Source organism: Ignavibacteria bacterium (assembly GCA_017303675.1).
Taxonomy (GTDB): domain Bacteria; phylum Bacteroidota; class Ignavibacteria; order Tepidaquicellales; family OLB5; genus OLB5.
Genome location: JAFLBX010000002.1, coordinates 46,094 through 68,483, shown reverse-complemented (window position 1 = coordinate 68,483; position 22,390 = coordinate 46,094). Strand labels below are relative to the sequence as shown.

The window sequence follows — 22,390 nt, the reverse complement described above, 5'->3', positions numbered from 1 at the left end:
TCGCTATTGGCAACTAATATCAATAAACATAAAAAAAGCAGCTGTTTAAGCTGCTTTTTTTTAAAAGTAATTGTTTATTACAGGCTGAAGTAAAATCTTAAAGTTATATCTACACTGTTCATATCTTTCGCGAACTTTGTAGCAAATGGTTTTGTCTGGTCCTGTTTTAAAGGAATAAAGTTGTAACTAAGCTCACCACCGAATCCGAACTGACCGCCGGTACCGGTAAACCCTGAAATTACCCTGAACAAAGGCGCCCATTGGCTGGTTGATAACCCGTTCTGGCCGGGTTCACTATAATAATAAAATGTATTTGGTGAATTATTATAAGTCACATCATTTTCTTCTCTTACCCAAACCGCACCTGCACCACCGCCAATGAAAAACAGCCTTGCAAAGCTTTTTTGTTTGAACAGCGGGAAGAACCTAACATTAATAGCCAATGGCAGTGCTATAATTCCGTTTGTGCTCGTATGCGCGTAATTATAAGAAGTGCCGTTAATTACCATTGGTGATGATAATGCATAATCTACCTGTTTATTATTGCTTGTAAATAGTATGGTTGGAGAAAATTCGAGAGTAACTGCCTGGGCTATTGAAAATCCAAAAAACAGATTTATGTTAGTTAAAAATGTTCCGTTCCTGGTATCCAGAATCGGGAAAGCTGAGCTCATATAAGAATTTGTAAAAATCATAAATGAATACCCTGCCCCGAAATACGAAGAGACGGTTTTTCTTTTTTTAAGCTGGTAACTCTCTTTATACTCCTTATTCAGATCAAGTTTTTTGTGTTCAGGAACAAATTCCTTATTTTTCAGCAAGCTTTTATTTTCAGAAAGCTTTAGCTCAGGTGAAAATTGCGCAAAAAGGTTACCTGATAAAAAAGCAAGAATAAGCAGTAATTTTACGGAAAATCTCATTATGTTTTCTCCTTTTTGAATTCTTATTAAACCAACAATACAAAGATAATAATTAATTACAGAATATACCTGCTTAAGTCTCTGTTCTTAACAATATCCTTAAGCTTTTCATTTACCAGATCTTTATCTACAACTATCTTCTTTTCAGCATTTTTATCCGGTGTATTGTATAATATCTCTTCAAGAACAGTTGAAAGAATAGTATGCAGCCTTCTTGCACCGATATTTTCGACCTGTTCATTTACTTCTGCAGCAATTTTAGCCACTTCAAATATTCCGTCCTCTTCAAATACCAGCTCAACACCTTCTGATCTCAGGAGCGCTTCGTATTGCTTAAGTAATGCATTCTGCGGCTGGGTTAAAATCTTAACGAAGTCTTCTTCAGTTAAGCTGTTAAGCTCAACTCTTATGGGGAATCTACCCTGAAGCTCCGGGATAAGGTCACTTGGTTTTGCCACATGAAAAGCTCCGCTTGCAATGAAAAGGACATGGTCTGTTTTAACTGAGCCGTATTTAGTAGTTACACTTGAACCTTCAACAATAGGCAGAAGGTCACGCTGAACACCTTCCCGTGAAACATCGGGTCCCTGCCCTTTTCCCTGAGGTCCGGCAATCTTATCTATTTCATCAATAAATACTATTCCATATTCCTGAACCCTTGTAATTGCCTCTTTAATCACTGAATCCATATCAATAAGCTTATGAGCCTCTTCCTGCACAAGCACTACACGCGCTTCTTTAACTGTCATCTTGCGTTTTTTCATCTTCTTTGGCATTACACTGCTGAAAAGATCCTGCAGGTTTACACCAAGGTCATCAAGCCCGATCGGACCCATTACCTGCATCATAGGCATACCATCACCGCTTATATCAATTTCTATAACTCTTTCATCAAGCTCACCTTTTTGCAGCTTTTCACGGAATTTTTCGCGTGTTTTGAAATTATCTTCTTTATCTTCTTCCCCAACGGGCGCAGTTGATGTGGCTGTAAATCCCAGCGTAGCCTGGGCTGCTGAGGCATCATCATGTTTTTTCTTTACCGGAGGTATAAGAATATCAAGCAGCCTTTCTTCTGCAAGATATTCCGCTTTCTTCTGAACCTCTATGCTCTTTTCTGATTTAACCATTGTTACACCAAGATCAGTAAGCTCACGCACTATTGATTCAACATCCCTGCCAACATAACCAACTTCAGTGAATTTTGAAGCTTCTACTTTTATGAACGGTGCGTTCGAAAGCTTTGCAAGCCTGCGCGCAATTTCAGTTTTACCTACACCGGTGGGTCCTATTAGAATGATATTATTAGGCATAATTTCTTCACGAAGGCCGTCTGATATCTGTTTTCTTCTCCACCTGTTTCTAAGTGCAATTGCAACCGATTTTTTAGCATTATTCTGCCCTATTATATATTTATCAAGCTCGCCAACTATTTGAGAAGGAGTTAATTCTTTCAGAAGCAGATTCTCTTCATGCTTTTGCTCTTTTTTTGCTCTTGGTTTTTTTTCGGTTTTCCCGTTCACAGGTTTTGCTGTGTTTTTTTCTTCTTCGGGTAATAAATTATCTTCTGATATTATTTTATCTTCCGTATTTTCTGACATGTTTATAAATTGTTCTTTCTAAGAAATTTTAAATTTAAAAAGGGTTATGATTCTGATTTTAAAGTTCTTCAATAGTCACACTGTGGTTCGTATATATGCAAATATCGGCAGCTGTATTAAGTGCTTCTTTAACAATTTCAACTGAAGGCAGGTCTGAATATTTAACAAGCATTCTTGCAGCTGCAGTAGCAAAGCTGCCGCCTGAGCCGATGGCTACAATTCCGTCATCAGGTTCAATAACATCGCCGTTACCGGAAATAATGAATGCATGCTTGCTATCCATAACAGCCAGTAATGCTTCAAGCCTGCGCAAATACCTGTCTGTCCGCCAGTCCTTTGCTAGCTCAACTGCGGCTCTTGGCAGGTTGCCTTTATACTGCTCCAGCTTGGCTTCAAACTTTTCAAATAGGGTTAATGCATCAGCAGTTGAGCCGGCAAATCCGGCCAGCACCTTATTATTATAAATTTTGCGGACTTTTTTCGTGTTATGCTTTAATACTGTATTTGAAACTGTTACCTGTCCGTCACTGCCCATTGCTGCTTTGCCGTCTTTGATCAATCCAACAACTGTAGTGCTTAATATTTTATTCTTCAATTATGCTCCTTATTTCTGTAAAAATCCTGTGTTCTGTAATTATAAAAACATATATTTATTTAAAAAATTCCGGTGAACCCTGCTAATATTCACAGATATTATTATTAGTTCAATATGATTTTTCTTCTTAAAGTAGCTTTCGGTATTTTCATATTTTCCCTGTATTTAGCAACTGTTCTTCTAGCCAGATTAAACCCTTCATTATTCATTAATTCAGCTATTTTTTCATCGCTTAGCGGTTTAGATTTATCTTCTTTTTCAACCAATTCCCTTATTTTATCCATATATATCCTGTTTGAAACATCTTCACCGCTCTCGGTTTTCATTGCTGCAGAAAAAAAGTATTTCAGATCAAAAATTCCGAAATCTGTTTGAACATATTTGCCGCGCACTACTCTGCTAACGGTTGAAATATCCATATTGATATCTTCTGCGATATCTTTTTCAAACATTGGCTTTAAATTTTCGCCGTGTGAAGTGAAAAATTCCATTTGCCTGTTCACAATTGCATTCATGATCTTAAGCATGGTTTCTCTTCTTGATTCAATAGCATTAATGAACCAACGCGCTGATTCAACCTTATTTTTAAGAAAATCCCTGGTATCCTTGCCTGTCGATTTATCTTTAAGCATTTCCATGTATTTCTTGCTGATCTTTATCCCCGGTTTAGAGCTTCCGGTTAGCTCTACAATTAAATTTCCGTCCACTTCCCTTACAATAAAATCAGGAATAATATAATCTGCAGCTGTATCCTGTTTGCCCGGTGCGGGATTCAGCCTGTGGATAATTTCAAAAAGCTCGTTAATTTTTTCAAGGTTTACATTCAGCAGCTTGGCAAGCTTTTCAAAATGCTTCAGCTTAAATTCTTCAAAATGCTCATTTATCATTTTGAGACACAATTCCCGGTCATTATCATCTAAGCCGTTTGAGAGATCTTTTAATTGTATAGAAAGGCATTCCTGCAGATTTCTTGCTGCTATCCCGGGCGGGTCAAGATTCTGTACAATATTCAGAACGTGCTCTATTTCAGCAATGTCTGTTTCAGCTGAATACTTTTCTGCAATATCTTCCTTTATTTCTTCCAGTGAAATTCTCAAATAACCGTCATCTTCCAGGTTGCCAAGAATCTCTTCAGCTATGATAAGTTCTCCGCTGCTTAATCCCATTCTGTAAACCTGCTCAAGAGGTGTTTCCTTCTGCTTGCCCTGTTTATTTAACAGGTAATCGGTTCTTTCTTCATCAGTTCCTGAAAAGCTGCTGTTGTAGCTGCTTCGCTCAGGATATGAATTCCAGCTTTCGGTTTCGTAACTATCTTCAGGCAAAGTTTCTGCTTTATCATCTGAATCGATTCCGTCTTCGAGTACGGGATTATCTTCAAGCTGTTTTTTAATTTCCTGCTCAAGCGCAATAGTAGGTATAGCAAGCAGAAGCTGCGCCTGTATTGCCTGCGGTGAAAGTTTTTGCTGTAATACCTGTCCCTGTGAATTTTTTAACATTTTTCCTTATTTAGCTCAGCTTAAATCGTTTTCCCGGAAGCTGCTCCACAATACCTTTGAATTCCATATTAAGCAATGTGACCAATGAATCTGATATATTCAATCCCGATTTCTCTGATATAAGATCAATATGAATTGGCTCCAGATTCATCAAAAATGTGTCATAAACCAGCTTTTCATTGCCGTTTAGCTCCGGTACTTCGTTTACAGATATTGAATTACCATTTACGCTGTTAAGTTTCAAGCCAACCAGCTTATTGGATATCTCGACTAAAATGTCATCAAGATTTTCAACCAGCTTAGCCTGTCCATTTTTTATCAAAGCATTTGTGCCATGGCTTACTTTAGAAGTAATATAGCCCGGTACTGCGAACACCTCTCTCGATTGGTCCAGAGCGGTACGCGCTGTTATCAACGCGCCTCCATCAATATCACTTTCAATAACAATTGTTCCAAATGAAAGGCCGCTTATTATCCTGTTTCGCTTGGGGAAGTTCACTGCATCAGGAAATGCTGATATTTCGTATTCGGATATCAACAATCCTTTTTCCAGCATTTCATCATACAAAGCTTTATTTTCCGGTGGATAGATCATATCTACACCGCAGCCAAAAACCGCTGCAGTAATTGCTGAAGCATTTTTATTTTTCAGTACAGCTTTATGAGCGTAAGTATCCACTCCTCTGGCAAAACCGCTTACAACAGCAATTCCTGCTGAGGAAAGCTCTTCAGCAAATTTTTCAGCCATTTTTTTCCCGTAATCAGTTGGTTTCCTGGTGCCAACAATACCAATTGAATTGATGAGCTTATCAGGTGATTGTTTGCCGCGCAGGTAAAGCAAAACCGGCGGATCGTAAATTCTTTTTAACAGATCAGGATATTCCGGACTTGAAAGCGGTAAAATGCTGATGTTCAGCTTATCGGCTTTTGAAATATATTCATCAAACGTATCATCAAACTGCTTAAAGCCTGAATAAGAATTAAGAATAAGCATTGCTGTTTTATCACTTATATTCTCAATTTCGGCTAGCTCCGATGGCGCAGCATTAAACACATTTTCTGCGCTGCCGAACTTATCTATCAGCCTTTTGGTGCGGATTGCGCCAAGTCCTTCAATTTGAGTTAAGAATAATAAGTGTTTTAATTCATTCATCTGTTAAAAAAGAAAAATATGTGCTGATAATTTGTATTCAGGGTTTAAAGCCGGAAAAATTTTATCTTCTCATCTTAGGATCAAATGCATCCCTTAAACCGTCACCTATCAGGTTGACAGCAAAAACTGTGATCATTATTGCAAGTGAAGGATAAAGAGCCAGTCCGTAGTTTGTTCCTGCAACAATATATTTATACCCGTCGAAAACCATCTGCCCCCAGCTGGCTGTTGGCGGCTGAACTCCGAGACCAAGGAAGCTTAAGCTTGCTTCAAAAATTATTGATGTTGCCAATCCCGCAGTACCCGTTACTATGATCGGTCCAATAGTATTAGGCAGAATATGCCTGAAAATTATCCTGGTAGGCCTGTAGCCCAGTGCGCGTGTTGCTTCTACGTATTCAGTTTCACGCAGAGAAAAAAACTGTCCGCGTACGATCCTGGCAATATCAACCCAACCTGTTAATCCGATCGCAACAAAAGACTGCCAAAAACCTTTACCAAGCACAACAGATAATGCAATAATAAATAATATCGAAGGGAAAGACCAGACTACATTTATAAACCACATTATTACAGCATCGGTTTTACCGCGGAAATAACCTGCCAGCGCTCCGAGGAAAACACCAATAAAAATTGCAATACTTTCGGAAATTACACCAACTGATAAACTGATCCTGCTTCCGTAGATAAGCCTGCTTAAAATATCCCTGCCGTATCTATCAGTACCAAGCAGATATTCCGGTTCAATATGCCAGTCTTTTTCAGTTCCTTCAATTAACTCATTTTTAGCTATTGATCTTTCAGATCCGGTATAATCTGAATAAAAAACTGAATCATTAGTAACATTTTTGATGTTTTTTATAGGGATAAAATCAGTACCATCCAGCGCTTTTTTTACAAGAACATTTCCTTTAAAGCCGGAAGGTTTTGTGGCATATTCAAGTGTCTGATCATTAGGGTCAAATGGAGCTAAAATTCCTGCTGAAATCGCCACTAATATCAAAAAAATCAGGGTAAATAAACCCGCCATTGCAAGCTTATTTCTTTTAAATCTTATCCAGGAATAATACCATAAGCTATGAGAAGCCCTTTGTTTTTCGGCTTCAGAAAACTTATCTTTATCTTTAAAAAATTCATTTTCCTGCATAATTTTGCTAAATATACCGAAATTTCATTAGATATTCAAAACAAATCGCTGAAATTGGAAAAAAAATTGAAGGGTTGAAATTATTTTAGTTCACACTGTGTTATTATAATTGGCAGGCTGCAGGTTCGTTTCACCAAAAGAAACAAATCGCTGTGTACCTAAACTGCCTCCTGGTATACAGCACGCGAAGTCTGGCTTCTTGCAGATTTCCTCCTGTATTGTTTTCTCCTTTAGAAACCCGCAGTTTGCCGATTTTTTTCATGCTGAACCCGGAAGTAATTTATTGCTTCCGGGTTTTTTATTGCTGCCCAATCCTGAACGGGAATCCTACTTTAGAATGCGAAGTACGAAAAGGAAGGATCAATTGCCAAATTAAATGTATACTTGATTACAATTTGCTATTTGTTATTTGTTATTTGCATTAAGGTATTTGCCTGCCCAGGCGGCAATAATTTCACCCACATAAGATGCATCCTCTTTTTTAAGCATTAAATGATCAATATCATCAAGTGAAACTATACTCTTTGGCTCATTAGCCCGTTTATATAAAGTATATGCATTACTTATATCTGAATAAGTATCAACTGTTGAATGCAATACGAGGTATGGCAGGTGAATTCCTTTTTGCAGCTCTGCTGCGTTATAGCTTTCAATATCCTTAAAGAACTGCGGCTTAAAGTTGAATTTGACTCCTCCTATTTCAGTTTCAGCAACACCCATTTTTATACAGCGGTCTTTTGTTCTCTTAAGCTTAACAGCAAGATTTGCCGGCTCTTCAGGTGATGCGATTGTAACAAGCGCTTTAGCTGATCCTATTTGATTCGTGGCAAATAATACAGCAGCTCCGCCAAGTGAATGACCAATTAGCAATTCAGGATATGAATAATTTTTACCTAAAAATTCTGCAGCTGAGTATAGATCATCAATTTGGGTAGTAAAATTGCTGTCCGGAAATCTGCCTTCACTTTCGCCAATCCCTGTCATATCAAACCTTAAGACTGCTATACCGTGTTTTGTCAGTATTTTATTGATATTTGATATTGCTTTAAGCTCCATTGAACACGTAAAACAATGAGCAAAAACTGCAAAATGTTTAATATGTTCATTAAACGGCATATCAATTTTCCCTGCAAGATTGAATCCGCGGGTGTTTTTAAATTGTACATCTACTGTTTTCATATATTATAAAAATATGCAATAGAATTTTTAATTTAAGTGCATTTGGCAGGTATGAAAAAATGATTTTTTGGATCAAAGTTGTTAAAAATTCTGTAATTCCGCTACTCACTTTTACATTAGTGAATATTTATTTATTTTAGCATCAAGTAAAAGAAAAAGTTATGTGTACAAATTACGACCGGTATATTACAGATAAAGAAATCAAAAAAAAGATGAAATCTCTAAAATATCCCGTTAAGAACGATGATGATTTTACAGATGAAGATTACGAAAACCTGAAGCAAAAAGATATTAGGTTAACATCTGATATACTTTCTGTTGCGATGAAGGAAAACACTCCTGTATTTACAATAATGAAGTGGTCAATAAATTGGAATCCAAAAATGCCAATTTATAACAGCCGCATAGAAACTATCCGCGAGCAGGCTCGCTGGAAAAGTATCTTTACTAAATCACGCTGCCTTATTCCTGCAACAGCATTTTATGAATACAGGCCGTTTGAAAACGATCCACCGGAAATAACAAAGTTAAAAAAAGATAACAAGATCAAACGCAAAACCAAGTTCAGTATTTCAGTAAAGGATGCAGATTTCTTTTTTATAGGCGGAATTTATGTATGGAACAAAGATATGAACTACTGCAGCATGATAACCACACCTCCGCATAAAGATCTGAAAAAGATCCCGCATCACCGGTGTCCCTACATATTACTTCCTGAAGAAGCTATGGAGTTTATTGAAGGAGACCCTTCTTACTTACTTGATAATGTAGATACCCTTGATAGTTCCAAAAAACTTGAAATTCAGCAGGTTTCTGAGTTTTAATATCATAAACTGCATGATTTTATTTCATTGTAATAATTAATTACAAAAATTATCTTACGTATTAAAATTAAATAAATTACAGAATTCAGAGTCCACAATGAAGGGAATTATTCTAGCAGGCGGTGCAGGTTCAAGGATGTACCCCATAAGCCAGCTATACAGTAAACAATTGACCTTAATATATGATAAACCACTAATTTACTATCCTCTTTCAATTTTAATGCTTGGTGGGATAAAAGATATATTAATAATATCTAATGAAGAAACCATACCGTTTTATAAAAAATTATTCAGTGATGGTAAACACCTGGGGTTAAATATAGAATATACCCTGCAATCCGCCCCAAATGGAATTGCAGAGTCTTTCATTCTGGGTGATAAATTCATTGGAAATGACAGTGTTACGTTGATACTTGGGGATAATATTTTCTACGGTAAGCTGGATTTCTTTCACAGAGCGCTTGAAAGAAAAAGCGGAGCAACTGTTTTTGGCTACAGGGTAACTGACCCTGAGAGATACGGAATAGTAGAATTTGATGAAAATGGCAAAGCTATTTCAATTGAAGAAAAACCGGCTAAGCCAAAATCGGATTTTGCAGTCCCCGGCTTATATGTTTATGATAATAAAGTAGTGGAAATTTCCAAAAATCTAAAACCCTCTCCCCGCGGTGAACTTGAAATTACTGATGTAAATGTAGAATACATGAATCGCGGTGAGCTTAATGTAGAAAAGATAAGCCGCGGAGTAGCATGGCTGGATACCGGAACACCTGAATCACTTCTGCAGGCATCTAACTTTTTCGGGGCAATCGAAGACCGCCAGGGTTTAAAAGTTGCATGTTTAGAAGAAATATCTCTGCATATGGGATTTGTAAATCTTGAACAGTTTGAAAAAGCTGTATCATCTATGCCCAAATGTGCATACAGAGAGTATCTGAATAAAATACTACATGATAAAAAAAAGTGAACAAGAATAAGCAATGGATATCCAGGAAACTAAGTTAAACGGCGTTTTGATCTTTACCCCTAAAGTATTTGGGGATGAACGCGGGTACTTTTTTGAATCATACAGAGAAAAGATCTTTGCCGAAAATGGTATCAATGTAAAATTCGTACAGGATAATATTTCGCATTCGAAAAAAAATACTGTACGCGGGCTGCATTACCAGGTTGGCGAATTTGCCCAGGGTAAATTATGTCAAGTGGTTTATGGCAGGGTACTTGATGTAGCAGTTGATATTAGGTTTGGATCACCAACTTTCGGGAAATATGTAGCAACAGTCCTTTCTTCTGAAAATCACGAACAATTATGGATACCGCCGGGATTTGCCCACGGTTTTTCTGTTCTTTCAGAAACGGCAACATTTCATTATAAATGTACCAATTATTACGATAAAGCCAGTGAACGGGCAATTCTTTTCAGTGATAAAACTTTAAATATAGACTGGAATGTGACAGAACCGCTTGTTTCACAAAAAGATCTGGAAGCTCCGATGTTTAATAACAGTTCACAAGATTTTGTCTTCTGAGCTTAATCATTTCCTTCCCTTAAAAATTTTTCCAACAATTATTCTAAAATGAAAAACAATACTAACTCAATATTTTTCACAGATGGCGCTAAAGTAAAACAAAGCTCTCTTGTGACCCAGTTTGCCGAACGTTTGGAATTTGATCTTGTAAAAGACAGAACTACTGTTACTGATCACGATATACTTGAAGCTATTTCAATGGCTATCAGGGATAGGCTTACAAGAAATTGGCTTAAAACTCAGCATGAATACAATGAAAACAATGTAAAAAAAGTACATTACCTTTCGCTGGAATTTCTGATGGGCAGTTTGCTGGGCAATTCTTTGATCAATCTTGGGCTGTATGAAGAAACCCGAAAGCTGCTTGAAAGTTTTGGATACGATCTTGATAAAATTATGCGTGAAGAACCTGATATGGGTCTGGGTAACGGAGGTTTAGGCAGGCTTGCAGCATGTTACATGGAATCACTTGCAACCCTGGAATTGCCTGCTTATGGCTACGGGATTTTATACGAATACGGAATATTTGAACAGGATATAGAAAACGGCTACCAGATTGAAAAGCCGGATCACTGGTTACGATACGGCAACCCGTGGAAAGTAGTAAGGCCGGAATTCACTTACACGGTAAAGTTCAACGGCTCTGTTTCAACATATTTTGATGAAACCGGCAGGACAAGATATAACTGGGTAAACACAGATGACGTTCTTGCAATTGCAAATGATGTGCCGGTACCCGGCTACCAGAATCGTACTGTAAACACTTTGAGGCTGTGGCAGGCGAAATCAACCGATGAATTCAACCTGAACAATTTCAACCAGGGCAATTATCTTTCAGCAGTAGAAAATAAAAACCTCTCGGAAACAATTTCAAAAGTATTATATCCAAACGATTCTATACCGCAGGGCAAAATATTAAGGCTGCGCCAGCAGTATTTTTTTGTATCAGCGACTCTGCAGGATATTATTTATAATTTTAAGCTTAATAATACTGATTTTAAGCTCCTGCCGGAAAAAGCTGCTATTCAGCTTAACGATACCCATCCGGCAATTGCTATCCCGGACCTTATGAGGATACTGATGGATGATGAGGGTCTGGAATGGAACGATGCATGGGATATAACACAAAAAGTCTTCGCATATACAAATCATACTATTGTTCCCGAAGCGCTTGAAGAATGGTCAGAAAGCCTGTTACATACTCTTCTGCCGCGCCATATGCAGATAATAACAGAAATTAACCGCAGGTTTACCGCTGAAGTTAAGGAAAAATATTCCACCGATGATTCAGTTACAGGAAAAATGGCTATCATTCGCGAAAGTTCATCAGGCAACAGCGTTAAAATGGCGAATCTGGCAATTATAGGCAGCCATTCAACAAACGGTGTAGCGGAACTGCATACAGATATTCTGAAAAAATATATTTTCACAGACCTGAACAATTACCAGCCCGGTAAATTCAACAATAAAACAAACGGTATATCAATACGCCGTTTCCTTTTACAGGCTAATCCTGAACTTAGCGAACTGATAACTTCAAGGATCGGAAGTAATTGGGTAACAGATCTTGCTGAGCTTAGAAAAATCGAAGCATTTACAGAAGATGAAATGTTCAGGAAAAAATGGCGGGAAATAAAACATAATAACAAGTTAAGGTTAATTGATTTTATCAGCAGAAATCATGACGTAAAAATAAACCCGGATTCTATATTTGATTCACACGTTAAACGTTTTCATGAATATAAAAGGCAGCTGCTGAATATTCTGCATGTAATTTCACTTTATAACAGGATAAAAACGAACCCCTCTGAGTTCTATGTTCCACGAACAGTTATTTTCGGCGGCAAAGCCGCGCCAAGTTATTTTATGGCAAAGCTGATCATAAAGCTGATTAATTCTGTTGCTGAGCATGTAAACAACGATCCTGCTATTGGCGATAAATTAAAAATTCTTTTTATCAAAAATTACGGTGTTACACTTGCTGAAAGGATTATCCCCGCAAGTGACCTTTCAGAACAGATTTCAACTGCTGGATTTGAAGCATCCGGAACAGGCAATATGAAATTTGCTTTAAACGGCGCATTAACAATAGGCACACTTGATGGTGCTAATGTTGAGATAAAAAACGAAGTTGGCGATGATAATATTTTTATCTTCGGGTTAACGGCTGATGAAATAATGGATGCCAGGAAGGCCGGTTATACACCTATAAAATTCTACGAAACGAACCCGGAGCTTAAGCTTATTGTTGATATGCTTAAAACCAACTATTTCAATAAATCAGAACCGGGTATTTTTGATCCAATAGTTAACGAGCTGCTTTACCGCGATTATTATTTTGTTATGGAAGATTTTGAAGCGTATTCAACAGCTCAGAAAAGAGTTGAGCTTGCGTATATGAATTCTGATATGTGGACTAAAATGTCAATAATAAATTCAGCACGGATGGAAAAGTTCTCAAGTGACAGGGCTATAAAGGAATATTCAGAAAATATTTGGGATATTATTAAAATGAAAGTATCTTAAGCATTTTTTAATTATGTAAACCTGCTGAATATATCATTTTGTGATTCTTTATGATTATGCTGACTGAACAGATGCTTAACGTGCAGGTCTTCCTTGAGTTTATTGAACTTATCTTCACTGAAATTCACTTCATCAAATAATATTGAAAGTATATTTTTTGTGTTCTTGTGCATAACTGCCTTTACATGATAGTTTTTACCCTGGTGCTGTAAACCGGAGGACAAATGGCTGTTATAACTATGAGTGTCCATATTACATCCACCCCGGCATCGTTTCAAGGTATTCTTTCTTTGCATACAGATGCTCTTCACTTTCCCAGTGTTCCCTATCGCTAACAACTGCATTTTTGGTGCAGCCTGTCTTGCAGATCGGGACAGGATATTTTCCGACGCATTCCGTGCATTTATCAGGAACAACATAATAATGGACTTTTGACCAGAAGTCATCATGCACAAGCTCTTCATCGCAGAAAATAAAGTAGCGGTTATGAATTTTCCGCCAGTTTACTCCTCCCGGATAAATAGCATTGTAGGGACAAAGGATTTCACAAATACCGCAGTTTTCACAGTTAGAGTTGATCTTCATTGGCATGGAATTATCCCCCTTTCTGAAAATTAAGTCTGTTTTAAGCCTGAAATAAATTGAATATTCAAATATAAAACGGAACCTTACTGATTTTTATGATTTTTATCAATTTTCGTGTTGATAAATATCTGAAAATTAAAAATAGCTTTTTAAAGTAACAGTTTTTAATATGCTTCTGTGACTTTTATGGTTAATAATGTTATTTTATATTATATGTTAATATATTAAGGAGTAAAATTAATGAAAATTGGATTTGTCGGACTCGGAAAAATGGGCGCAAACATGGTTGAACGCCTGTTACAGCACGGACATGAAGTTGTTGTTTACAATTTAACTAAGCCCGAAATTGATGCGGCTGTAAATAAGGGAGCAATTGGCTCATCCTCACTTTCAGAATTGACCGGCTTGCTGCCTGAGAAAAAAGTGATATGGCTTATGGTTCCATCAGGTAAACCGGTCGATGAAAGCATAAACAGCCTCTCACATCTGCTTAAGAGCGGTGATATTATCATCGATGGTGGAAATTCATACTGGAAACAGACACGCGCACGTGGAGTGGATCTTGCGAAGCTTGGTATAAATTTTATTGATTGCGGGACCAGCGGCGGCGTATGGGGATTAAAAAACGGATACAGCCTTATGAGCGGAGGTAATAAAGAAGCTGTAGAGTACGTTTACCCATTGTTTAAAGCTTTAGCTCCTGAAGGCGGCTATACTTATTGCGGTAAAAGCGGTGCCGGGCATTATGTTAAAATGATTCATAACGGAATAGAATACGGAATGATGCAGGCTTACGCAGAAGGATTTGAAATACTAAAGACATCACAATTTAATATTGATGTGGAAAAAGTATCAAGCGGCTGGATGCACGGCAGTGTAATTCAGTCATGGCTGCTTGAGCTTGCCGTGAAAGCGTTCAAAGAAGACCCGGGCCTTGATTCCATTAAAGGTTATGTTGAAGATTCAGGCGAAGGCAGGTGGACCATTGAAGCGGCAATTGAACAGAACGTTCCTGCCCATGTTATCACATCATCACTTTATACAAGGTTTGAGTCAAGGCAGCAGGATTCCTTTGCAATGAAGGTTTTAGCCGCTTTAAGGAACCAGTTCGGCGGTCATAAAGTAATTAAAGAAAAATAAACAGTAAATAAATTTGGAAAAACCTGATAATTGTGTGATCATAATCTTCGGTGCATCCGGAGACCTGACAAAAAGAAAGCTGATTCCTGCAATATTCGAGCTGTTTAAAAATAATGAACTGCCTGAAAAATTCGCAGTCCTAGGTACTGCCGGCTCCTCTCTAACTGATGAAGATTTCAGGGTATCAATGTCAGAAGCTATCCGGGCTGCTGATAAAAAAGCCGGTGAAAAAACAATTAATGAATTTATTTCCAGGCTTAGCTATTTTTCAATGGATTTCAAGGACAGCAGCTCATATAATGAGCTTTCAGTAAAAATTAATAACCTGGGTCATGCCTGCGGTAAAAGCAGGAATTACATTTTTTACCTGGCTACATTACCGGCATTGTTTCCTGATATTTCAGTAAACCTTGGAAAAGCAGGGCTGAATAAAAATGATGGCGGGTACTCGAGGATCATAGTAGAAAAACCATTCGGGTATGACCTGAATTCTGCCATAGAGCTGAACAGGATAATGCATGAAAACTTTGATGAAAGCCAGATATACCGAATTGACCATTACCTGGGAAAAGAAACAGTTCAGAATATAATGGTCACCAGGTTCTCCAACGGGATATTCGAACCCATCTGGAACCGCAACTACATTCATCATATCGAAGTAACATCAGCTGAGAACATGGGAATAGAGAACCGCGGAGGTTATTATGAATCTTCAGGTGCATTAAGGGATATGGTACAAAGCCACCTTTTAAGGCTGGTAACACTTATAGCAATGGAACCTCCTTCATCATTCGATCCTGATGCGGTAAGGAATGAACAGCTCAAGGTGCTACAGTCACTTCGCAGGCTTAAGCCCGAAGAAATTGAAAAAAGTGTTATCCGCGGCCAATATACAGCATCAAAAATAAACGGAAAAGAGATCAAAGGCTACAGGGATGAAAAAAATGTCGCGCCCGATTCAAGGACAGAAACATATGCGGCAATTAAGTTTTATATTGATAACTGGCGATGGGGGGGAGTACCTTTTTATATCCGCACAGGGAAACATATGCCGACGCGTGTTACTGAAGCTGTAATTCACTTCAGGAAAACACCGCATTACCTTTTTAAAGAAGGAAAAGAAGCCGGTGATAACCAGCTTATTCTCAGGATACAGCCTGATGAAGGGATTTTGCTTAAGATAGGGATGAAAGAACCTGGTTCCGGGTTCAAAGTTCACAGTGTGAATATGGATTTTCACTATAAAGATATTACAAATGTTCATATTGCAGAAGCATACGAAAGGCTGATATATGACTGTATGACAGGCGATACTACATTATTTCTGAGAGCTGATGCTGTTGAAGAAGCCTGGCGGTTTGTTGAACCCATTCAAAAAGCATGGGCAAATGATGAAAATGTAAAAATATATGGATATCCGGCAGGAACATGGGGGCCTAATGTTGCAGACCAGCTAATTGAAGGCGGCGAAAAGATCACATGGAGATATCCATGCAAAAATCTTGCTGATGACGGTGTATATTGTGAATTATAACAATTTGAATTAAGGAATGAACACAAAAGAACTGGAAAGAGATAACGTTAAAATATTCGAAACACCTGAATCCCTGGCTAAAGGATTTGCCGAAATCTTTGCTGATAAAATTAGTGAGCTGCTTAAAGAAAAATCTGAACTGAACATAGCACTATCAGGGGGCAACACCCCGGTTGAATTCTATAAGTTATTGGCATCTGATTATAAAGATAAAATAGATTGGAACAGGCTAAATTTTTACTGGGTTGATGAAAGATGTGTAGAGCCAGGCTCACCGGAGAGCAATTTCGGGAATGCGTATAATACCCTGTTCAGAAATATTAATATTTCGCCGGCAAGGCTTCACAGAATAAAAGGGGAAGCTGATCCTGTAAAGGAAGCTCAAAGATATTCTGAAATAGTGAAGTATAATGTTCCGGCTTTTGGCTCTCTCCCCTCTTTTGATATAATTCTCCTTGGCTTAGGAGATGACGGGCATACTGCTTCAATTTTTCCTGATCAAATAAGTTTATTTACATCAGAAAAATTATACGATACTGCGATACACCCTAAAACCGGGAATAAACGAATTTCCATGACAGGCAATTTAATAAACAATGCGAAATTTATTTATGTTTTGGTAAGCGGTATTGAGAAAAAGAATGTCATAAATGTAATTATGAATGGCGGCGAAACTGCTGATAAATATCCTGCGAATTATGTAAAACCTGTTTTTGGGAAGTTGTTTTGGGTAGTGGATAAATCTGCTGTAGATTTTTAAATAAAGCAAACCCCGCAGATACACGGGGATTGTTGTTTTTGTACACCCGTAGGGAGTCGAACCCCAAACCTTCTGATCCGTAGTCAGATGCTCTATCCAGTTGAGCTACGGGTGCATTTCAAGGAAAAAACAGTAATTTTCCATTATTTATACAAATTTACCTAAATTTTATGAGTTATTCAATTGAATTAAATTGGATAAAATCAGATTAAAATTTTGTTATATAAAGTGCTGTAAAAATAAAAAATATTATAAAAATGAAGCATTTTTATCAAATTTTATATGGAGTATCCGGTTTATTGCTTATGATAGTCATTTTAGGCGGTTCAATAACTAAACCGGTGTTTAATAATTATTCAGTTAGGACGCTTGAAACTGCCGGAGTTAAAAAAGCATCCATGGATTCAATTGACAGCAGAATTGATGACATGCTTTATAATGTAAAAAAAGTGCAATTACAGATAGAAAAAATTAAAAATATATTTTCAAGTGATCAAATTGATGAGAGTAAATATCAAAAAACAAAAAGCGAAGTTTTTGTAAAGAATATTTATAATCCATTAAACGAATTATTGATTGTATTTTACAGGATCGGGTTTTTCTTTATTAGTTTGATATTATTTCTTACTGCTGTAATATTTCAATTGGTAAACAGGAGTGTTGATCTGAGGCGAAGAATAGAAAAGCTGGAAACATTATTGCCAAATAATATTAACGGTTAACAATGCACCTAGAAGGCAGCAGATAGATCAGTTACATCCATTAAAAAGAGACCCGGTAATCGGGTCTCTTTTTAAAAATACTTTTACTGCTTGAAGGATAATTTAATATTACTTATCTTGTTTCTTTTTCCATATATCAAGCATACTCTCATTCTTTTTATCATTCTGAGCGACAGTTGTTTTAAACTCAAACTGTTTATTATCACCATCCCAGAAGATAACCGGCATATTTTCACCGCCAAATGTTCCGTTTGAATTAAAATAATTTTCACTGCCTCCAAACAGGCTGCCGCCGCCGAGTGAGTATGTCCACACCTTCTGATTATAATTAAAGAACTTCAGGGTTGTAATATCATCAAAATCAAATGTGATCTCTCCGCAAAGCTGATTATCTTCTTCAAACAGTCTTTTCTTTACATTTTTTACACCCTGCATTTCATCTTCCGGTTTACTGCCGTTGAGATAATTAGTCATCAGGTCCTCATATTCAGCCTCAACAGTCGAAGCAGAATCCATAGTATGCATAATATTTATATATTTTATCTTACCGCTGCCTGATTTGCCGTCTTTAAGCTTAAATGAATATTCCTTTGTTTCAACCGTAAGACAGCCTATAAGGCTTACTGTTAACATAAAGAAAAAAATATAGAAGACAGATTTTTTTATCATATTTTGTATTAGTTATTAATTTTCCGGAATCTAGAGTACACCATTATGTTTGAGAACATCACGTGCAATTATACCTTTTTGAATTTCATTAGTTCCTTCAAAAATTTTATTTATTCTGGAATCCCTGTAGAACCTTTCAATAGGATAATCCCTGGAATAGCCCATACCGCCATGTATCTGCACAGCATAATCAACTACTTTATCCAGGCCTTCAGAGCAAAATAGCTTAACCATTGCGGAATGCATACTGATATTCTTTTTTAGGTCATAATCAACTGCTGTCCTGTATATCAAAGATTCCATTGCGTAAATTGTTGTAGCCATTTCAGCTAGCATGAACTGAATAGCCTGGAAATGGCTTATAGGATGATCAAACTGTACACGTTCTTTTGCGTAACGGGCAGACATTTCCAGCATTTCCTTGGCAGCACCAAGCGTAGCTGCACCAAGACCCAGTCTGCCGGCATCCAGAGTTTTCATCGCAATTAAAAACCCCCGGCCTTCTGTACCTATCATATTTTCTTTGGGAACTCTAACATTATCAAAAGTAATGGCATTTGTAGTGCTTCCTCTTATACCCATTTTCTTTTCCGGAGGTCCGGCAGAAAATCCAGGCATACTGGTCTCTACAACAAATGCGGTTACACCTTTCGGAGTTCTTGCAAAAACCGAAATAATATCTGCTATTCCTCCGTTTGTGATCCACATTTTATCGCCGTTAATAACCCAATGGTCGCCATCTAGTGAAGCTGTAGTTTTTACGTTAAAAGAATCTGAGCCAGCCTGAACTTCGGTTAAGCAAAAAGCGCCAATTTTTTCACCTTTAGCCAGTGGTACAACATATTTTTGTTTTAATTCTTCAGTACCGCCAATCAAAATTGCATTAGTACCTATTGATTGATGTGCACCGATAAATGTAGCAGTTGAAAGACATGCACGGGATATTTCTTCCTGCATAATACAATAGCCTACTTCACCAAATCCCCCTCCGCCATATTGTTCCGGAATAGACGCTCCAAGAAGTCCTAATTCACCAAGTTTTTTAATAATTTCAGGTGGAATTTTTTCATTTTCATCAATTTTTTGAGCTATAGGTTTAAGCTCATTTACAGCAAAATCACGAACCATTTCACGGAGCATAATCTGCTCCTCAGTAAATCCAAATTCGAACATAACCTGTATAATTTAGATATTTATATAAAAGTAAACAAAAATCGTTATTTTATATGATGTGCTACTTTTTCACCCGTGAAGTTGATTATATCTTCTGCTCCATCAACTCCAATCATGTTACCGGATATCCATCCTGCTTCTTCAGAACACAGCATTAAAATAGCTTTGGCAACATCTTCAGGGTGTGTTAATCTGCCCTGCGGATTTTTAAGCTTTGTAGCTTCTATCATATTTTTAGCACCGGGTATTTTTTGCAGTGCCGGGGTATCGGTTACTCCCGCCATTATAGAATTAGCTGTAATTTTCATTGGAGCCAGTTCATATGCAAGCTGTCTTGTATGCGCTTCCAGGGCAGCTTTAGCTGCTGAAACAGCGCCATAAAACGGAATAACTGAGTGCGAACCTGCGCTTGTTAAACTGAAAATTCTTCCATGTTCTGCAAGCAGGTTGCGGAAAATTAATCCCTGGGTCCAGTAAACAAGTGAGTGAGCCATAACATCAAGTGTCATTTCCATCTGAGCCTGAGAAATACAGTTTGTCTGTGTTTTGGCAATAAATGGTTTTAGTGTGCCGAAAGCAAGTGAATGTACAAGAACTTTTATACTTCCTTTTTCATGCCCTTTTAATCTCTCAGTAATTTCATCTAAAACTTCATTTCGTTTAATGGCATCTGCAGCATTAATATTAAAAAAAACAGCATGCTGTTTAGTGTGTTCAATTTTTCTCATCAGGCTTTTTACATCGGGTAAGGTTATAGCCCTGTCAAGGTGAACACCGAATATATTATAACCGTGCTTCGCAAGTTCAAGAGAAACAGCACCGCCAAACCCGCTGGATGCGCCTAAAACTAAAGCCCATGGTTTCATAGATTTATGTAATTTTCTTTTAAATTATTGAATAAATATACCTGTAATTGTTAAGTATTTCAATTCAAATTTTCCGTTTTTCCCATTAAAAAAGCCCCCGCATTTCTGCGGAGGCTTGTATTATACTGAACTTGATTACTTAACTAGCATCATTTTCTTTGTATCTGTGAAATCAGCTGTAACAAGCTTATAGAAATATATTCCGCTTGAAAGATTTGAAGCGTCAAAATCAGCGGTATATGAACCTGCATTCAGGTTTTCATTCAGCATTGTTGCAACTTCTCTGCCCATTACATCAAATACAACAAGCTTTACATAACCTGATTTAGGAAGGTTAAACTTGATGTTTGTAACAGGGTTGAACGGGTTAGGATAGTTCTGTGATAATGAGAAATTATCAGGAATTGTTGTTCCGTTCTGGTTGATACCTGTTATTAAACCTTCCTGATTAGCATAAATATTCGTAGGTCCTAAGCCTGCATAAGAAAATGCACATAAGCTGGTTGTAGATATTGGAGAATAAACAATACATGTTGGTGAAACTGAAGTTGAAGCTGAGTTACTGTTTCTTTTGTAAACAGTAGCACCAAGGCTTCCAATTCTTCCGCCAACTCTTAAGTTGAGTGAGTCACCGTCACTTGAGATCCAAATACCGTTAAAAGGCTCATTACCATTTGGATTAGAAGAACACCATGTAAATGATTTATTATTACCATTACCTGAACCGCCTAATGTAAAGTCAACATCCCATGAACCACCGCCATTAACAGTCGGGCAATAATAGGAAATTCCGTTCCTGGTTACTGTAAACAAAGCTGAATCGCATGACCTGTTCTGCTTTACTGTTAATGCAGGTTTTTCGTATTTAACATTTGCTCCCCCTGAAGTAACGAAATAAGTATTGTTTGAAGCAGTAGGTGTCCAGGGAGTTCTGATTATCCTTATTTCATAATTTGTTGATGAAAATCTTCTTTCAACTGCAATCCAAACTGAATCATTTGACGAACTGGATCCGGGTCTTAATTCTGCGCTTGGATAAAAATCATCCCATCCTGAAGAGAATGTAACACCTGTCCATGTTGCGCCCCAGTCAACACTTCTGTAATATCTGAATGCATTTGTTGTAGATAAAGCATTATTTGATTCTGTGCACATAACGCCAACCCATGTAGCAGATGAATAAAATGCTCCGTCACTTACTGCAGACGCAAATGAATATTCCTGGCCGGATGGCGGAGCAGCTATCTGAGCTGAATACCAGCCATTACCGTCTCTTCTAAAGCTTGCAAAATTCATTGTTGCATCATCATTGTTTGTTGTATTGCTTCTTGTGTAGAAAACAAAAACTCTTGTTGAGTCACCAATTGAATTGTTTCTACTTTCAACCAACAGACTTACAGTACCATAGTATGCTGATGCTGATGTAACACCATTAACGTATGTCCAGGTAGCGCCTCCATTTGATGATCTGTAAACATCAATTCTTCCATTTGTACCTGATACTGCTGCTCTATTTAAAGCAATGTACATATTACCGTCTTCACCCATTTTCATATCGATCTGACGGAAATACGGGTCACCAAATCTGATATTTCCAGAATGAACAGTTGCATCAGATGTATACCAGTCAGGATTATACGGAGCTGGCACTTCTGTTACGCGCCTGTCATCTGTAACGTTAAATTTTGATTCAAATTTATTTTGAGCTGGAATTTTGCTGTCCATTTCCTGTCTGATCCTGTTAATTTCCATAACATTTCCTGAAACCTGTGCAGCTTTCAGCTGATCATCAAGTGATGATGGATAGAATGCATCGCTTTCATTATACTGACCGCGCTGCTGTTCTATAGCTGTTGGTGTGTTTGTGCTCGGTGTGGATCCGATGTTATCCTGAGCTGATAAAACACCGGTAAACATAATTGCAGTCAAAACTGCAAACAGTTTGAATAGTTTCATTTTGTTCTCCTTTTAATT

Annotated in this window: 21 protein-coding genes and 1 tRNA gene; 8 read left to right on the top strand and 14 right to left on the bottom strand. The window is 37.5% G+C overall.

What is annotated here, in order from left to right; all coding sequences use genetic code 11:
* Window positions 1-77 precede the first annotated feature (77 nt).
* The 7 genes from J0M37_09500 to J0M37_09470 all read right to left on the bottom strand — a co-directional run bounded on the left by J0M37_09500 (window position 78) and on the right by J0M37_09470 (window position 8,088).
* Window positions 78-920: a hypothetical protein gene (locus J0M37_09500; GenBank protein MBN8585319.1), complete on the bottom strand. Its 843-nt coding sequence runs from the start codon at window positions 918-920 to the stop codon at window positions 78-80.
* A gap of 56 nt (window positions 921-976) precedes the next feature.
* Window positions 977-2,518 (bottom strand): ATP-dependent protease ATPase subunit HslU, encoded by a 1,542-nt coding sequence (gene hslU, locus J0M37_09495; protein ID MBN8585318.1) that lies wholly within the window; start codon window positions 2,516-2,518, stop codon window positions 977-979.
* Between the two features lie 58 nt (window positions 2,519-2,576).
* Window positions 2,577-3,113: an ATP-dependent protease subunit HslV gene (gene hslV, locus J0M37_09490; protein MBN8585317.1), complete on the bottom strand. Its 537-nt coding sequence runs from the start codon at window positions 3,111-3,113 to the stop codon at window positions 2,577-2,579.
* Window positions 3,114-3,217: 104 nt separating this feature from the next.
* Window positions 3,218-4,609: an RNA polymerase factor sigma-54 gene (gene rpoN / locus J0M37_09485; GenBank protein MBN8585316.1), complete on the bottom strand. Its 1,392-nt coding sequence runs from the start codon at window positions 4,607-4,609 to the stop codon at window positions 3,218-3,220.
* A 10-nt stretch (window positions 4,610-4,619) separates the two neighbouring features.
* Window positions 4,620-5,762 carry a DNA-processing protein DprA gene (dprA, locus tag J0M37_09480; protein MBN8585315.1) on the bottom strand — a complete coding sequence of 381 codons (1,143 nt, stop codon included), beginning with the start codon at window positions 5,760-5,762 and terminating at the stop codon, window positions 4,620-4,622.
* Between the two features lie 61 nt (window positions 5,763-5,823).
* Complete coding sequence (locus J0M37_09475; GenBank protein ID MBN8585314.1) at window positions 5,824-6,909, bottom strand: ABC transporter permease; 1,086 nt, start codon at window positions 6,907-6,909, stop codon at window positions 5,824-5,826.
* Window positions 6,910-7,314: 405 nt separating this feature from the next.
* Window positions 7,315-8,088 (bottom strand): alpha/beta hydrolase, encoded by a 774-nt coding sequence (locus tag J0M37_09470; GenBank protein MBN8585313.1) that lies wholly within the window; start codon window positions 8,086-8,088, stop codon window positions 7,315-7,317.
* A gap of 161 nt (window positions 8,089-8,249) precedes the next feature.
* Here J0M37_09470 and J0M37_09465 point away from each other — a divergent pair, with 161 nt between their 5' ends.
* The 4 genes from J0M37_09465 to J0M37_09450 all read left to right on the top strand — a co-directional run bounded on the left by J0M37_09465 (window position 8,250) and on the right by J0M37_09450 (window position 12,967).
* Window positions 8,250-8,912: an SOS response-associated peptidase family protein gene (locus J0M37_09465; GenBank protein ID MBN8585312.1), complete on the top strand. Its 663-nt coding sequence runs from the start codon at window positions 8,250-8,252 to the stop codon at window positions 8,910-8,912.
* A 97-nt stretch (window positions 8,913-9,009) separates the two neighbouring features.
* Window positions 9,010-9,879 carry a glucose-1-phosphate thymidylyltransferase RfbA gene (gene rfbA, locus J0M37_09460; protein MBN8585311.1) on the top strand — a complete coding sequence of 290 codons (870 nt, stop codon included), beginning with the start codon at window positions 9,010-9,012 and terminating at the stop codon, window positions 9,877-9,879.
* A gap of 13 nt (window positions 9,880-9,892) precedes the next feature.
* The gene (gene rfbC, locus J0M37_09455; GenBank protein ID MBN8585310.1) at window positions 9,893-10,441 is read left to right on the top strand and encodes a dTDP-4-dehydrorhamnose 3,5-epimerase; all 549 of its coding nucleotides are present in this window, start codon (window positions 9,893-9,895) and stop codon (window positions 10,439-10,441) included.
* 48 nt (window positions 10,442-10,489) lie between these two features.
* On the top strand, window positions 10,490-12,967 hold the full coding sequence (locus J0M37_09450) for a glycogen/starch/alpha-glucan phosphorylase (GenBank protein MBN8585309.1): 2,478 nt from the start codon (window positions 10,490-10,492) through the stop codon (window positions 12,965-12,967).
* A gap of 11 nt (window positions 12,968-12,978) precedes the next feature.
* Here the strand turns inward: J0M37_09450 and J0M37_09445 are convergent, their stop codons facing one another.
* Window positions 12,979-13,140: a hypothetical protein gene (locus tag J0M37_09445; GenBank protein MBN8585308.1), complete on the bottom strand. Its 162-nt coding sequence runs from the start codon at window positions 13,138-13,140 to the stop codon at window positions 12,979-12,981.
* 79 nt (window positions 13,141-13,219) lie between these two features.
* Complete coding sequence (locus tag J0M37_09440; GenBank protein ID MBN8585307.1) at window positions 13,220-13,552, bottom strand: 4Fe-4S dicluster domain-containing protein; 333 nt, start codon at window positions 13,550-13,552, stop codon at window positions 13,220-13,222.
* Window positions 13,553-13,792: 240 nt separating this feature from the next.
* Between J0M37_09440 and gnd the strand changes: the two genes are divergently transcribed.
* Genes gnd through pgl form a run of 3 tightly spaced genes read left to right on the top strand, consistent with a single transcriptional unit; the run spans window position 13,793 to window position 16,986 of the window.
* The gene (gene gnd, locus J0M37_09435; protein MBN8585306.1) at window positions 13,793-14,692 is read left to right on the top strand and encodes a decarboxylating 6-phosphogluconate dehydrogenase; all 900 of its coding nucleotides are present in this window, start codon (window positions 13,793-13,795) and stop codon (window positions 14,690-14,692) included.
* A gap of 13 nt (window positions 14,693-14,705) precedes the next feature.
* Window positions 14,706-16,226, top strand: coding sequence for a glucose-6-phosphate dehydrogenase (zwf, locus tag J0M37_09430; GenBank protein ID MBN8585305.1), 1,521 nt, complete (start codon window positions 14,706-14,708; stop codon window positions 16,224-16,226).
* 16 nt (window positions 16,227-16,242) lie between these two features.
* Window positions 16,243-16,986 (top strand): 6-phosphogluconolactonase, encoded by a 744-nt coding sequence (pgl, locus tag J0M37_09425; protein MBN8585304.1) that lies wholly within the window; start codon window positions 16,243-16,245, stop codon window positions 16,984-16,986.
* 41 nt (window positions 16,987-17,027) lie between these two features.
* Here pgl and J0M37_09420 read toward each other — a convergent pair.
* Window positions 17,028-17,101 (bottom strand) — tRNA-Arg (locus J0M37_09420).
* A gap of 142 nt (window positions 17,102-17,243) precedes the next feature.
* On the opposite strand from J0M37_09420, the gene J0M37_09415 reads away from it, so the two are divergent.
* Window positions 17,244-17,708, top strand: coding sequence for a hypothetical protein (locus J0M37_09415; protein MBN8585303.1), 465 nt, complete (start codon window positions 17,244-17,246; stop codon window positions 17,706-17,708).
* Window positions 17,709-17,816: 108 nt separating this feature from the next.
* Here J0M37_09415 and J0M37_09410 read toward each other — a convergent pair whose 3' ends face one another.
* The 4 genes from J0M37_09410 to J0M37_09395 all read right to left on the bottom strand — a co-directional run bounded on the left by J0M37_09410 (window position 17,817) and on the right by J0M37_09395 (window position 22,372).
* Complete coding sequence (locus J0M37_09410; GenBank protein ID MBN8585302.1) at window positions 17,817-18,377, bottom strand: hypothetical protein; 561 nt, start codon at window positions 18,375-18,377, stop codon at window positions 17,817-17,819.
* Window positions 18,378-18,407: 30 nt separating this feature from the next.
* Complete coding sequence (locus J0M37_09405; GenBank protein MBN8585301.1) at window positions 18,408-19,550, bottom strand: acyl-CoA dehydrogenase family protein; 1,143 nt, start codon at window positions 19,548-19,550, stop codon at window positions 18,408-18,410.
* A 44-nt stretch (window positions 19,551-19,594) separates the two neighbouring features.
* Window positions 19,595-20,416, bottom strand: coding sequence for an SDR family oxidoreductase (locus J0M37_09400; GenBank protein ID MBN8585300.1), 822 nt, complete (start codon window positions 20,414-20,416; stop codon window positions 19,595-19,597).
* 135 nt (window positions 20,417-20,551) lie between these two features.
* Complete coding sequence (locus tag J0M37_09395) at window positions 20,552-22,372, bottom strand: T9SS type A sorting domain-containing protein (GenBank protein MBN8585299.1); 1,821 nt, start codon at window positions 22,370-22,372, stop codon at window positions 20,552-20,554.
* Window positions 22,373-22,390 lie beyond the last annotated feature (18 nt).